The organism is Methylomonas rapida (assembly GCF_024360925.2).
In the GTDB taxonomy this organism is placed as follows: domain Bacteria; phylum Pseudomonadota; class Gammaproteobacteria; order Methylococcales; family Methylomonadaceae; genus Methylomonas; species Methylomonas rapida.
Genome location: NZ_CP113517.1, coordinates 205,467 through 219,923, shown reverse-complemented (window position 1 = coordinate 219,923; position 14,457 = coordinate 205,467). Strand labels below are relative to the sequence as shown.

Annotated in this window: 13 protein-coding genes; 2 read left to right on the top strand and 11 right to left on the bottom strand. The window is 50.5% G+C overall.

Annotated features, from left to right (window positions below):
* Positions 1-30: 30 nt before the first annotated feature.
* On the top strand, positions 31-645 hold the full coding sequence (gene yihA, locus NM686_RS01010; RefSeq protein ID WP_255190086.1) for a ribosome biogenesis GTP-binding protein YihA/YsxC: 615 nt from the start codon (positions 31-33) through the stop codon (positions 643-645).
* Between the two features lie 42 nt (positions 646-687).
* Here the strand turns inward: yihA and NM686_RS01005 are convergent, their stop codons facing one another.
* The 3 genes from NM686_RS01005 to NM686_RS00995 all read right to left on the bottom strand — a co-directional run bounded on the left by NM686_RS01005 (position 688) and on the right by NM686_RS00995 (position 1,811).
* Positions 688-990 (bottom strand): hypothetical protein, encoded by a 303-nt coding sequence (locus tag NM686_RS01005; RefSeq protein ID WP_255190085.1) that lies wholly within the window; start codon positions 988-990, stop codon positions 688-690.
* A 163-nt stretch (positions 991-1,153) separates the two neighbouring features.
* Entirely contained in the window at positions 1,154-1,396 is a 243-nt protein-coding gene (locus tag NM686_RS01000; protein ID WP_255190084.1) for a hypothetical protein, read from the bottom strand.
* Entirely contained in the window at positions 1,374-1,811 is a 438-nt protein-coding gene (locus NM686_RS00995) for a CBS domain-containing protein (RefSeq protein WP_255190083.1), read from the bottom strand. The genes NM686_RS01000 and NM686_RS00995 overlap by 23 nt, the downstream gene beginning before the upstream one ends.
* A 215-nt stretch (positions 1,812-2,026) precedes the next feature.
* Between NM686_RS00995 and NM686_RS00990 the strand changes: the two genes are divergently transcribed.
* Positions 2,027-2,911, top strand: a complete 885-nt coding sequence (locus tag NM686_RS00990; RefSeq protein WP_255190082.1) for a M28 family peptidase — start codon at positions 2,027-2,029, stop codon at positions 2,909-2,911.
* Between the two features lie 90 nt (positions 2,912-3,001).
* Here the strand turns inward: NM686_RS00990 and NM686_RS00985 are convergent, their stop codons facing one another.
* From NM686_RS00985 to NM686_RS00950, 8 genes are all read right to left on the bottom strand, one after another.
* Complete coding sequence (locus NM686_RS00985; protein ID WP_255190081.1) at positions 3,002-3,889, bottom strand: MBL fold metallo-hydrolase; 888 nt, start codon at positions 3,887-3,889, stop codon at positions 3,002-3,004.
* A 13-nt stretch (positions 3,890-3,902) separates the two neighbouring features.
* Complete coding sequence (locus tag NM686_RS00980) at positions 3,903-4,745, bottom strand: HDOD domain-containing protein (RefSeq protein ID WP_255190080.1); 843 nt, start codon at positions 4,743-4,745, stop codon at positions 3,903-3,905.
* Between the two features lie 13 nt (positions 4,746-4,758).
* Positions 4,759-7,491 carry a DNA polymerase I gene (polA, locus tag NM686_RS00975; RefSeq protein WP_255190079.1) on the bottom strand — a complete coding sequence of 911 codons (2,733 nt, stop codon included), beginning with the start codon at positions 7,489-7,491 and terminating at the stop codon, positions 4,759-4,761.
* A 92-nt stretch (positions 7,492-7,583) separates the two neighbouring features.
* On the bottom strand, positions 7,584-8,012 hold the full coding sequence (locus tag NM686_RS00970) for a hypothetical protein (RefSeq protein ID WP_255190078.1): 429 nt from the start codon (positions 8,010-8,012) through the stop codon (positions 7,584-7,586).
* Between the two features lie 3 nt (positions 8,013-8,015).
* The gene (locus NM686_RS00965; RefSeq protein ID WP_255190077.1) at positions 8,016-8,570 is read right to left on the bottom strand and encodes a Panacea domain-containing protein; all 555 of its coding nucleotides are present in this window, start codon (positions 8,568-8,570) and stop codon (positions 8,016-8,018) included.
* Between the two features lie 17 nt (positions 8,571-8,587).
* Complete coding sequence (locus tag NM686_RS00960; protein WP_255190076.1) at positions 8,588-11,083, bottom strand: DEAD/DEAH box helicase; 2,496 nt, start codon at positions 11,081-11,083, stop codon at positions 8,588-8,590.
* Entirely contained in the window at positions 11,080-13,506 is a 2,427-nt protein-coding gene (locus NM686_RS00955) for a site-specific DNA-methyltransferase (RefSeq protein WP_255190075.1), read from the bottom strand. Before NM686_RS00955 ends, NM686_RS00960 begins: the two co-directional genes overlap by 4 nt.
* Before the next feature lie 367 nt (positions 13,507-13,873).
* The gene (locus tag NM686_RS00950; protein ID WP_255190074.1) at positions 13,874-14,404 is read right to left on the bottom strand and encodes a mechanosensitive ion channel domain-containing protein; all 531 of its coding nucleotides are present in this window, start codon (positions 14,402-14,404) and stop codon (positions 13,874-13,876) included.
* Positions 14,405-14,457 lie beyond the last annotated feature (53 nt).

The following is a 14,457-nucleotide window of genomic DNA, read 5'->3' as shown; positions in this document are numbered from 1 at the left end:
ACCGATTTATAACCCGTAAGCGAGATAGCGATGAATCCAGTCTACCATCAAGCCAAATTCATCAACAGCGCGCCTCGCCTGCAAGACGCCCCACCAGACCAAGGCATGGAAATTGCCTTTGCCGGCCGCTCCAACGCCGGCAAATCCAGCGCCATCAACACGCTAGTACAGCAAAACGCCTTGGCCCGCGTCAGCAAAACCCCAGGCCGCACCCAATTGCTGAATTTTTTTCAGATCGACGAACAACGCAAACTGGTGGACTTGCCTGGTTACGGCTATGCCAAGGTTCCCGAAGCAATCAAACGGGATTGGCAAAAAATGATGGAAAACTATCTAAAAAACCGCAAGGCGCTCTGCGGCATCGTGCTGGTGATGGACATCCGTCATCCATTGACCGAATTCGACTGGCAAATGGTGGACTGGTGCGAACACAGCAAGCTGCCGTTGCACATCCTGTTGACCAAGGCCGACAAACTCAAATTCGGCGCCGCCAAGAATACGCTGCTGCAAGTTCAGCGCGAATTGAGCCAGGCTGATATCGTCATCACCCTGCAATTGTTTTCCGCGCTGAACAAAACCGGCATCGACGATGTGCACCAGATTCTGGACGAGTGGTTTCAATTTACGCCACCATCCGCCGATTGATCGCAGCCTTATCGATGCTTTGCAGTCAGTCTGAGAGCATTGTCAATGCCTGGAAAATTTGACGATCATCTCTTCCTGTATGTTACGGACCATGCGGTCGAATTGATCCGACTTGACGTTGATATAGCGCAAGGGATCGTTCTTGCTCAGCACAAATTCCCTGATCGCGTCACCATTCCAGGAGCGGTAATTGTCGTGCACCGTTCTTAATACGGAATTCAATTTATTAGCCGCGTAGAAGACATCGTCCTCGTCGTTTTCGGCCTGTAAATCCTTTAGGCTTTTTATCGCGAGCTTGATCTGTGCCAAAGCATCGTTCAAGTCAAATTCCGTGGTTTGTACCATTCTATTTCTCCAGCTAACCGTTACGAATATTCAATTCAGTTTGATTAGCTATAAATATCGCCAGCCCGCCTTAACTTAGTCTTAACGATGCCGCATGGGTTTCACGGGCCTACGATCCTTTTACACCAAACCCTCCTGGCTTGCCGCAAACCAAACAGCAAGGCTATTTACCGCGAAAAGGCACCAGGATGACCGCGACGATTGCACCTATTGGCCCGCACACAAAGATAGCGGTCATCGCCGCCTCAACAGGTAAATCGTGCTTGTTGGGTGATAACAGCATGACAAGAGCGTAGCCAATGACCGCTGCCAGGAAAAAACCAAGGCAGACCGACAGCACAATCCGAAATAAGCGAGGCATATCAATTGCCGGCTCGAGCAATTCAGGGAGTGTTCTTGCGCTCACGCTCTACCAGTTTTGCTAATGCGCTGAATTCCTCCGCCAGCAGACCCAATAAATCGTCCAAGGTAACGATACCGAGTAAACCGCCGTCCTCATCGATCACCGGCAACCGTCTGACGCCTTTGCTGCGCATGTATTGAATGCCTTCATAGACGCCGCAACTCCCTTTCACGCTGACGAGCTCAGCCGGCATGATGTCGCCCATCCTGATGAAGGTCGGATCTACTTCCGAGGCTATGATCTCCACCACTAGATCGCGATCGGTCACGATGCCGACCGGAACACGAACGCTTCCACGTTCTTCGACCACGACGACGGTACCGACATTGCGTTCCCGCATCAGCTTAGCCGCTTCCAATACAGTTTCGTCGCACCGCGCAATGATGACTTCTCGGGTGCATATTTCTGAAATAGGCATGCTAGCCTCCTTATGTTGATGGGGTGTTGGTTTTGCGCTGCCCGAAGGTAGGCGCAAAGCTGTGCAATGGGTTAAAGCATAGTCGATGTTCTTGATTTTGAACTTGTCAGATTCCGATTAATTTAGCCGGTGCAATGAGCTATGATGCGGCGAATAAACCCGTCGAATAACACCTCTCTATACCCTTCAAGGTTCGATTGTATGGCGCCAGAAACATGCACGAAGATTTAACCCAGCACCTGCGCCACCATGTCTATGAGCTTGCCGGTAAAATCGGTGAGCACAACGTTTTTCACCCAAAAGCATTACATGCCGCCGAAGCCTACATTACCGAAGAATGGCAGAGCCAGGGTTATGCCGTTCATAAACAGGCGTATCGCACGCACGGCGTTGACTGCGCCAATCTCGAAATCAACCTTCCAGGCAGCGGCCTCGATCAACAAGCCATTGTGATCGGCGCCCATTACGATTCGGTCTTGGGCAGCCCCGGCGCCAACGACAATGGCAGCGGGGTTGCGGCCCTACTGGAGCTTTCCCGACTTTTCCAGAAGATCGCCCCTGAAACCGCGATGCGCTTTGTCGCCTTTGTCAACGAGGAACCGCCTTTCTTTTTCTGGCCCAATATGGGCAGCATGGTCTACGCAAAGGCCGCCAAGCAGCGGGGCGATAAGATCCGCTTCATGATTTCGCGGGAGATGCTGGGTTGTTATAAAAACCAGCCGGGCAGCCAGGCGTATCCACCTTTTTTAAAGTATTTTTATCCCGATACCGGCAATTTCATCGCCTTCGTTTCCAACTTGCGCTCTCGAGGCATCATGCGCGATTGTCTCGGGGCCTTTTCTGCCGTCACGGATTTCCCGATGCAATCGATTGCCACGCTGGCCTTGGTGCCCGGCGTATCGTTGAGCGATCATCTGTCGTTTTGGCGGCAGGGTTACAAGGCATTCATGATCACCGATACCGCGTTCTATCGCTATCCGTATTACCATACGGCACAGGACACACCAGATAAGCTCGATTACGCTCCGTTTGCGGAAGTGACCAACGGCTTGTTTTTGATGTTATGCCGGCTAACGAATGCTGTCAGGCATGATTCGTAGGATTGGCTTGTTAAACGATTTTCGAATCCTCGAACTTGCTGGCAAACACCGGAGTATTCGTCCCTGTTGTTTCGCAATCACGACATCCACCTACCCTAACCCATACTCATCTCCTTCCTTCGCCAGATGAACCGCAAAATCCGGGGCATCGAGATCGCTTAGCACGGTTTGGAATATGGTTTCCAGTTCGTCGTCGCTGCGGGTGGGTTCGTGGTGGGTAAAGAACAGTTTTTTGGCCTTGGCTTGCCGCGCCAGTGCCAGTGCCGTACCGTAAGTGCCATGGCCCCAGCCTATTTTTTTTTCGTATTCGACATCGGTGTAGGATGAATCGACGATCAAGGCATCCACCGCATGCATGGCGGCCAATACTTCTTGATGCTTTTCTTCGATGAACTGTTGATTGGACGCGTAATCCTGATCATCCGGCTGATACGGGTTAATCGGCATTTCGTAATCGCCGGTGAAGAATAACGAACTACCATCGCTGTCTTCCACCCGATAGCCAAAATTCAACACCGGGTGGCTCAATACCGTGGGCGTTACGTTCGCGCCGCCAATCTGGATGGTTTGGCCGGGTTTCAGGGTATGGTAGTGAATGCGCGCCTTGAGCTGGGTTTCGCTGATCGGGAAATAGCTGTATTGCAATTGCACGTTCAAGGCACGCTCTATGCCCTGCTGGGTAACCGGGTCTAGTCCGCCATAGACATGCACCTGATTATTCGGCCCGAACAAGGGCAGGAAAAACGGCAAGCCCTGGATATGATCCCAATGCGTATGCGTAATCAGGATATGCGCCACCACGGGATTCTTGTGCAGCAGGGTTTGCGCCAAGGCATGAATGCCGGTGCCGGCATCCAGGATCAATAAATCATTGGCGGATGTCTTGATTTCGATGCAGGTCGTGTTGCCGCCGTATTTGACGGTCTTGGGGCCCGGCGTTGGAATGGAGCCTCTGACGCCCCAAAACTTGAATCTCATCGCCGGCTCCGTGCTAATCGATAAACGCCAAGGCTTCGTTTTTGATGCGGGCCAGATCGCCCAATTCGGCAATCAGCTCATCCAAATCCACACCAAAGCGCCGTTTGACGCCAGGCGGAAATTGCCTGACTACCGGATTACCGGCGAAACCGAATTTCAACTGCTTGCCGATTTGGTTGGCGGCAAACAGGGAATCGCTTAACAACGAGTTCAAGTGCTCGTTGTGATGATGGTCGATCGCAACGATCAAATCATCAGCCAAGCCCCAGTGCTCGGCCAGCAGTTTACCGGTTTGGCTATGATTGATGCCCATCACATCGCTTTCGACCAGATTGAGCGCCAGATTCTGCTCGCTGGCAATTTGCAGCACCGTCTTATAAGTAGCGGGCACGAATTCAGCGAACACGATTTTGCCAAAGTCATGCAACAGACCGGCCACGAAATAATCGCCACCCTGCACGGCCGGCACCTCCAAGCGTTCCGCCAGCAATTTACATAACGCGGCGGTAGTCAAAGAATGCAGTAAAAACGCTCGATTATCCAAGCCCGCCTGATTTTGCGCCGGCAGCATGCCAATTGCCGCCACCGACAGGGCCATGTTCTTGATGCTGTTGATGCCCAGATGCACGACCGCCCGCTGTACGGAACTGATTTTGTTGACCAAGCCATAAAATGGAGAATTGATCACCTTCAAAACCTTCACCGTCATCAGCGGGTCCGATTCGATAACATGCACGATTTCCCGGCTATCGGCATTGATGTCGGAAGCCAATTGCAGCAAGCGCTGCACGCTGCTGCGAAAAGCCGGCATCTTGTCGACAAAGGTCACCAGTTGTTCGATGTCTATTTCGGTCACAGGCTTAGCCTCTTCAATGCGCCTGATCCCAGTTTTCACCGGAACCGACTTCAACCAGTAATGGCACATGCAACTGCGCTGCGCCCGACATGATCGCGCGTATGCGCTCCATGCTGGCATCCAGTTTGGATTCCGCCACTTCGAACACCAGCTCGTCGTGCACCTGCATGATCATTTTCACGTCGGCACCGCTATTCTGTATCCATTGATCGCAATCTATCATCGCCCGCTTGATGATGTCGGCGGCCGTGCCCTGCATCGGCGCATTGATCGCGGTGCGCTCAGCATATTGACGCTGGGCGGCGTTACGCGCATTGATGTCCGGCAAATACAGCCGACGGCCGAATAAGGTTTCGACAAAACCTTGCTGCTTGGCTTGTTCGCGAATGTTGTCCATATAGTGCTTCACCCCGGGGTAACGGCTGAAGTATAGATCAATATAGGCTTGGGCTTGATTGCGCGACAAACCGAGTTGTTGCGCCAAGCCAAACGCCGACATGCCGTAAATCAAGCCGAAGTTGATGGCCTTGGCCGAGCGGCGCAAATCGTGGGTGACTTGAGAAATATCGACTTCGAACACCTCCGCCGCCGTCGCGCTATGCACATCCACGCCTTGCGAAAAGGCATTCAGCAAGCCGGCATCGCCGGACAAATGCGCCATGATGCGCAATTCGATCTGTGAATAGTCGGCGGCGACGATCTTGTAGCCGGGCGGCGCAATGAAGGCCTGGCGTATCTTGCGGCCTTCCTCGCTACGTATCGGAATGTTTTGCAAATTGGGGTCGGTCGATGACAAACGCCCGGTCGCGGCGACGGCTTGCTGATAAGAGGTATGTACCCGCCCCGTCTTGGGGTTGATTTGCTGCGGCAGCTTGTCGGTGTAAGTCGATTTCAGCTTGCTCATGCCGCGAAAATCCAGAATCAGCTTGGGCAGCGCATAATCCAGCGCCAGCTCCTGCAGCACCGATTCGTCGGTGGAGGGCTGGCCTTTCGGGGTTTTCTTCAACACCGGCAGCTTCATCCGGTCGTACAGAATATCCTGAATCTGCTTGGGTGAACCGAGATTGAAGGCTGAGCCGGCCAGATCGTGCGCCTGTTGCTCTATCCCTATCATGCGGTTGGCCAATTCCAGGCTTTGTTGATCCAGCGCGGCGCAGTCTATCAACACGCCGTTTTCCTCGACCCTCGTCAATACGCCGATCAACGGCACTTCGATGTCATTGTAAAGCGCCCATTGTTTGGGAAATTGCTGCAATTGCCGCGACAAGGCTTGATGCAGACGCCAGGTAATGTCTGCGTCCTCGGCGGCGTATTCAGTAGCTTGCTCTATCGCCACCTCGGCAAAGCCGATCTGCTTGGCGCCCTTGCCGGCGACGTCTTCGTAATGAATGGTTTCGATGCCCAAATAATGCTTGGCCAGATCGTCCATGTTGTGCTTGCTGGCAGTGCTGTTCAAGACATAGGATTCCAGCATGGTGTCATGTTGAACGCCGCGCAACGTGATGCCGTGATTTTTCAGGACATGGGCATCGTATTTAAGATTCTGCCCCAGTTTGGGCTTGGCGGGGGCTTCCAGCAATGGCTTTAGCGCATCCAGTACGGCTTGGCGGTCGAGCTGGGGCGGCACATCGGCATAATCGTGCGCCAACGGCAAATAAGCCGCCTTGCCAGCTTCGACGGCAAACGACACACCGACGATTTGCGCTTCGCTGTAATTCAGGCTGGTGGTTTCGGTATCGAATGCAAACAGTTCGGCGTGCTTTAGCTTGTCCAGCCAGACGTCGAAATCGGCTTGGCTCAGGAGGCACTGGTAGCTTTTCTCGACCGGCGCCGGTTTGGCCGCGGGTTCGCTTGCTCTGGCTGGCGTGGAGGCAACCGCGCCACCTTCGCCGTTCAAGGTCTTCAGCCAGCTGCTGAACCCCAGATGGCCTAGCTGGTCCTTGAGGGCGGCCATATCGGCATCCTTGCGTTTCAAATCGTCCAGACCGTAATGCAAAGCCACGTCGCATTTGATCGTCGTCAGTTCCCGCGACAACGGCAATTGCGGCAGCGCTTCGCGCAGATTGTCGCCTATCTTGCCCTTGATTTCGTCGGCATGGTCGATCAGATTGTCCAGCGTGCCGTATTGCTGCAGCCATTTGGCGGCGGTTTTGGGGCCCACCTTGGGCACGCCGGGAATGTTGTCGACCGCATCGCCCATCAACGCCAGATAATCGATGATCTGTGCGGGTTTGACGCCGAATTTTTCCTCGACGCCGGCGATGTCCATGCGCGTGTTCGTCATGGTGTTTTCCAGCGTGATCTTATCGTCGACCAGTTGCGCCATATCCTTGTCGCCGGTGGAAATGATCACCTCGAAACCTTGTCTTGCGGCGTTTTGCGCCAACGAGCCCAGCACATCATCGGCCTCGACGCCCTCCTCTATGATCAACGGCAGCCCCAAGGCCCGAATCAAATCGTGCAAAGGTTTGATCTGCACCCTGAGATCATCCGGCATCGGCGGGCGATGGGCCTTGTATTGATCGTACAGCTCATGCCGAAAAGTCTTGCCCGGCGCGTCGAACACCACGGCAAAATACGGCGTCGGATAATCGTTGATCAGCTTGCGCAACATATTGGACACGCCATAAACGGCGTTGGTCGGCTCGCCTTGCGCGTTCGTCAACGGCGGCACGGCGTGGAAGGCACGGAATAGAAACGACGAACCGTCGACCAGAATCAGTTTGTGGGCGGGATTTTCAGACATGCTCAGGCTGCGACAAAAGGGCAAATCGCAAAGATACAGAGCATAGTCAACGGCTGCAACTCGAGTTTACGGCGTGAGGAAAAAATAAATATTCACTCATGAACGGCTTTGACTTGCGCAAGCGCCAAGCGTAAGCGTCTTTCTTGATCGGCAGAAATGTCGTCCGCGGCAATCGCGCATTCCAACAAATCCAGCAACAAGCCCAGCCCAAGCTCGGTAATTTTATGCATGGCGCCTGCGGTTACCTTGCTTGCAAACGCTATATGATTGAAGTCGACCAAATAATCCAGACACACCCAGGTGTCTTCGCGAAAGAGAGTCGCTTCGCGCGGAATAAAAAAATTGGGATAGCGGTCATCGACATGGCAACCGTAAGACCGGCTTTTACCACTGGGTTTTGATGTGGTGCGGGCCACGGTACAGATTTCGCCGACAGCCAACACAATGAGCAATTTGTTCCCATGCTGACCATCCTGAAATACAAAATCAGGATCGTGAAACACCGAACCCAAAGCAACCATGATTCAAGCGGAATAATGTTGGCGTAAAGCTTGATACTCTCGCGCTCGCTCCAGGATCAATGCGCTATCTTTTCCCAATACGGCCAATTCATACGGGATAGGCGCGTTAAAGCCTTGGCCATCGGCATAAACTCTATCCCATGGATCACCTTTGCCATGAGTGACATCGACCATATCCTTGGCAAAGCTGTTTTTATAGCGTTCGGCAATGCTTGCCAGCAAACGCAACTCCCGCTTGCTAAAGTGGCTTGGGTCGAAAGTTTGCAGCGCTTTGATACGCATACGAATATGGTTAAAAACCGGTTCTTGCCCCAATGTGACCGCGGCGTCCAAATCCGCCGCGGGCTCTTCGATTTCCTCATCCAGCGCCACCGGCACCGGCCCCAGCTTCCAGGCATAGTAATTCAACCCGGTCACGCTGCGGCCCGTTTGCCGATAATGCTCGAAATCCAAAAGGTAGAGCAGTTTGAATAGCTTGGTCTTACCAGTATGTTCGGTATGTTCCGCAAAATACAGGATCGCGTTAATCAGTTTTTCGCGTTCATGGGTGATTAGCATAACCCCTCCGATTCAGTTCATAAATCAGCAAACAACTGATCCAAATGCTGGTTACTATTCACAGCCAACACCTTTTGCCGGTTATGGTTGTCGTTGACATCAAGCCGCTTGATATGACTCCCTTCAACTCGAATTAGCTCAATGCGTCCAACTCTATCACCATGTTTAGATGCAAACTTTGCCAAGCCTACAGCCTTTGCCCAACTATCGGCTAATGCAGAGCCATGAGGTTCCAAAACATCGACAATCAAAACATCATCCTGCTTTCGAATCACCAGAAAATCCGGAAACATAGGTTGTACAGCACCGTTGTATTCATAAGGAATAGTAAACGACCAAGGTTTGCGGGCTTCGTTCCGTAGCCAACCAATCATGTTTTCCTGGGCCATTTCGGCTTCCATGACCTTCTTTTCCCAGTTATTCAAAGACGAAAAATATTTACCGTCTTCAGCCAGATAAACGTGCTTAACCCATTCAACGGCATCCGTTAAACGGCTAACGATAATTTCATCCGGCAATTCCCAATCGATCGGCTCAGGGTCTTTGGCTACGACTTTCAGCTTGTTGTATTTCTCACGCTCAGAACTGGCCAGCTTCCCGATTTTGGTGTGATTTTGCTTCAGCAAGGCATTAAAAAGCTGCAAACTGCTTTTTTCCAAAGCTTCCCAAACCGCTTGCTGCTGCAATGCTAAAAACAACTCCAGTTTAGGCCGTTGCGGATCATTGGTATCGTAGAATTTCGTCCAATAATCGATATGCAATCCTTCGCCGAGTCGTTGACCGGCGCGTTGAAATAGCTCTTCAACATTGGCATCGGACAACGGAATTTTTTCAATGACTCCCGTCAAAGTCGTCCACTTGCCTTGATCGACGGTTACAGGCTGAATGGCGATTTCATTACAGCCCTGCAATTTTTCCGCAAACTGACTATCATTTTGCTCCAGTCGCTCAATTTCTCTTTTGAGCATGTCCAAAATCTGTTGTTTGGCGTTAGGCAAGGCTTCAGGATCAAGATTATGGATGGCCGTTAATAAACGCGCCAAACGCATCAAGCGCCGGGTATCCGAAGTTTTGCGAATGCGTTCGATACGGTAACTCGGAACCGTTTGCAGTGCGGCAAATGTTTCGGAATGTTCAGTGGCGCGGTACAGCGTAACTTGCTCTGCACCTTCGACAACATCAGTTGGTGGCACGCTTTCGGGATCGGATTTCAGGTTTTCAATCACCTGATTCAGTCCCTCTTGATCGTAATGCGGCAAATACAAGGAAACCGAATTCAAAAAATCCTGGTTTTCAATCCGTCGAGCCAGCGGAGTGCGCACCATGCGCCCGATCAATTGCGCAATTAAAGTATGGTCGTTGGCTTTGCGGAAAGACATCATGACTTCCGCGCGCGGACAATCCCAGCCGGTCGTTAAACTCATTTTGAACAACACGAATTTAACTTTCTCGTCGTTCTGAATCCTAGATGCATCGATCTTGCGGATTTTGCGGTCACCGACTATTAATGCTTTGTCGTCCTGAAAGCTATGCGCCAGCTCATCATCCTGAATCGGACCTACTTCCTTTTCCAAAACGGCAATCACCTGGGCCAAATCAGTTTTACTCAATATGCGGTCGTTACCGTCTTCTACTTGGATCACCAGAATCGGCTTAACCGCTTCAATAGCTTGGGATTGCGTGTAGGCATTCCATTTGTCGCGCACTTTAAACCATTGGCGAGCGGCAGCGGCTAACAAAGACCAATCCGACGGCTGATCTCCAGTGGGATGGTATAAAACGATTTGGTCTTTCAATAACCCCGAAGCGGTAACATCTTCTGGATTGACTGAAACTTGTTGCTGTCCGCGATTATGGTATGACTTTGGATTCTGCAATAAATCTTGAAAACGCTTAGGGGTGGCAGAAACACCGAGTATCAATTGAATGGCCGGCAGTTCATTGTGGCCAAAAACAAATTGCTGAACAATTGTTTTTGCAGTATTTGCATCCCTGGATGATTGGTTCATCCCTCGATGAGCTTCATCAATAATCAGATAAAACTTGTCTTGTAAAATATCCTGAGTTTTCTGGATGGTTTCCAAAATCGTATTATGCCGACCATCGCCTTTGATTTTGACCAGATTTTTATCCTTGCCCAACTTTTGCGTATTCAGAAAATAGATCTTGCCACCATCAAATGTTTCCTGGTCGAAATTACTATCGATTATCACTAAATCGCTATCACGTAACCGGTTGGAAGCACTGGCAATCTTGCTGCGTGATTGCTCATTCAATTCTGGCTGATCGGACAACCATAAAAACACAGCCTCCGGTTCGGCCATAATTTCATCAGTACCCGTAAAAATGGCTTCAATCAAGGCGGCGACCATAACCGTTTTGCCGGAACCTGTCGGTGAGGCAAAAATAATCGCTTGCGGATCACCATCCTTCACGTAATTTTTGGTTTGCTTGATTTTTTTAATCAATTCTTTAACAGTTCCTTCCTGAAAATCCTTTAGCACCAATCTCATGATCGCTCCCGTTGCGTATTGATTTTGAATTGATCCAGATAATCTTTGTAAAGCTGCACTACTTGCAAATGACCGGCTAGTTCGTCGCGCATCGCGAAAAAACCGTCCTCTGAATTGGTGACCAGAAACACATGGCTTATACCGGGACGCGCCTGCAAAGCCGTCTTGAACGCCAGAAAGCAATGCTCATCCAGTAACACCGCAAACGGACATTGTTCGGGCAGAAAATAGGGCGCATTGTTGGGACTATTGGGGCATGGTCCTTTGGCTCCGGCCATCAGCCATAAAATGGGTAACAGCGCGGCAAACTTCCGGCCTAATTGCACCTCGTCGGCATCCAGAAAATCCAATTTGAAATAGGCCAAATTCGCCTCAAACCCGTTACTCATTGGCCGCTTTTCTTCCTCGCTGATTTGCAGCGGACCAAGCAGTTCGTTGATGGCGTCCTTCAATCGTTTGAACAGCGCATTATTGGCCATGACCAAATAGAAAGTCTCGATATGCATCATGTCTTCCAATGCATCCAGATAGGCATCGGCTTCTGCCTCATCAAATAAGATAGAAGCCTTGCATTCTTCATCGACAAAAAAGGCTGCGTCTTTATTGATTTTGGATTGCGGGATACCGTCTAGCAAACTGACCAACTCTTTTTTGCGTGCGACCGTTAGTTGCTCGCTGTCGATAAAGCCGATTTGTTTAAAGGTACGGCGTTTTTCTTTGGTGATGGTACGACCGGTTAAATAATCTCCTTCCAACAATGTGCCGTCATCGCGTTTACCAAGAATGGTGTATTTGCTACGCGGCCAAGTCACGGATTGGCAAATGCCGTGTTTTTCATATTCGGCATCGCCGGGCATGAAGCCTTGTTCCTGCAAGGCTTTTGATTCTTCGGCAGATACTTCGTTATTGGTAACCAGAATACAGCGACGGTTGCCTTTATCAGTGGCATTGATCAGGTTTGTCGCGTTAAGGGTCGTTCCAGAACCTGAAAAAAAATCAACAACCAAAGCCGATTTATTTTCTTTAACTATTGGAAAAACAGCATCATGAGTTGAATAGACAGATTTGGGGAAAGTGAACCCACTTGACTCACCTAATATTTTTTTTATGAGGTCTGATCCGTATGCGCCAGCATCATGAATGCTTCGATGCCACACTGTTTTTGGTTGAAATAATTTAGTAGCAGCATATTCGACTTCCACTACATTAGTAACCTCATCCCTTCCAGTGATGATCAAGTCCCCAGTTTCTATTTGGCGTCTTAATTTTTCATTTAAATAATAAATAGAAAACGTTTTGCGTTTATCGTCGTATCCCCTGACGGCTACAAATCCTTGTTGAATTAAAGTAAGTAATGTTTTGTGGCCGACGCCCCAGTTGCCAAATGTGCCATCTGCTCTGATAGGCCATGCTAGTGATAAGCCTTTTTCCTTTTGGCCCAAAATCGGGTCGCCATCCAAAAGCGGTTCACCAACATCTACCGCAATCATTTTTTCTAAGTCAATTAATATTGGATAGAACATATTTTTTCTATCAATGCGCCGCGCATTGTTCCCTGATCTCAATAAGCTTGACCATCTGGGAATGTTGGTACGTTTCTCGTCCCTATTTAGGAGGTCATCAAAAGTCGTAAGAACATTTGCTGAAGGCATAAAGCAATAGATTAAATATTCCTCTACTCTGGAAAACCTACCTTGTGAAACCCCTTTGGGATTGATAACAGCGGTAACCATTTGAATGAATGCATTTGGCAAAATCTGAGCAAGCAAGCATCTCAAATGATGAACCTCATGTTCATCAATGGTCACAATGAGAACCCCGGTATCTGGTTTTAGTAGGCGTTTTGCCAATTTCAGCCGTTTTTCCATAAACGTCAGCCATTTGCTATGCCGCCAACTGTCATTGCTATCGACATAGTTATTGTTATATTTCCAATCCTTGGCACCTGTGTTGTACGGCGGATCGATATAGATGCAATCCACTTGCCCGGCATACAGATAGTCCAATAATTGCAGGGCATGGTAATTGTCGGCTTCAATCAGTGTATGAAAAGGCCGGTCGCCGCCATTTTGCACCATGTCTTTCAATTCCAACGCGGGATAAATGGCTTCGCCGAAACGCTGTACCACGACCAATTGGCTGATGGGAAAAACCCGCTCAGTGCCGTCGTTGTCTTGGCTGACGGTGGCTTGGTCGCCCTTAATCCGTTTAACCCGGAAGGTCTCTAACAAGTCGCCATCTTTCAGCGCCACAGTCGCGCGCGGGCGAATCGGTGCGCTAAACACAGGCACCAATTCCGGTACATGCTCTTCAAACACCAAACCGAACTTTTTCTCTTTCTTGAGCTTTTTAACTTCCGCCAACAAAATGTCCCGGAGCTCTTTGTCCTGGACTTGCTGGATTTTGTCTTCAAGGTAAGCCACGGGTATTCCTGATTTATTGTTCTAGAACTCTTGAATCGGCAGGTTGCCGCATAATTTGTTCAGCCCCCCCTCTTAGAAAAAGACGACTGCATGGATGCAGGAGGTAGGGCAACGCATGGAGCAGTTGCCGAGGGGTTAGGGGAGATTCCCCCTCAATCCCCCTTTTCTAAAGGGGGAGGTGAACAGTTACGTTGCCGCGAATCGTTCATATTGTTGTGTGCGCATAAAAAACCCCGGATTTCGTCGGCTTTACCATCTACAAAACCGGATTTCCAGGGCGCTTTCTAGTGCGTAATTTTAGGTGAGATACCTACCGGGTTCAAGGTACAGCGTTTTAAAGTTGGACGCGAGGCCGAAATACCAGAATCTAAAACCCGCTATTGCGACCCGGGGAAATGGCAAATTCGACGCCATGCACCAACAAGATGGCCTTTCCTCTCAAGGTCAAGTCGATGATGAAGCGGAATTGATCGCGCGGCTCTATCGGATAGGCCTTCAGCCGGTAATGTATGCCCCAGGGCTCGCCTTTTGCTACCACGCTGATCGGCGTACCGAGGTTCAAATAGGCGCTGGTCAGGGCTACGTCGTATAACGCATCCCTGACGGTTTCGCCGTCGTGGCGTGGGTGCAGATAAAAATCGGCCACGCACAGCAACTTGTGGCTGCCGTCGATGCTGATCCAATCGCCAACCCGATAGGGAATTTCGAACAGCGTAACGATGCCGGCGATCTGGCTGCTGACGTAATCCTTCAAGGCAAAACCCAACGCCAGACCCACGGCGCTCAGCAGTGCGATGAAATTCTGCAGGGTCGGTTCCATCAAATGCGTGATCAATAAAAAGATCGCGGCGACGATGATCAACAAGCGGATAGCCGGCCGCGCATACCCACCATTCACCGTCTTGGCGCGCCAGCAATTCGATCTGCTGCAGGCGCTTCAAGGCGGCGGAA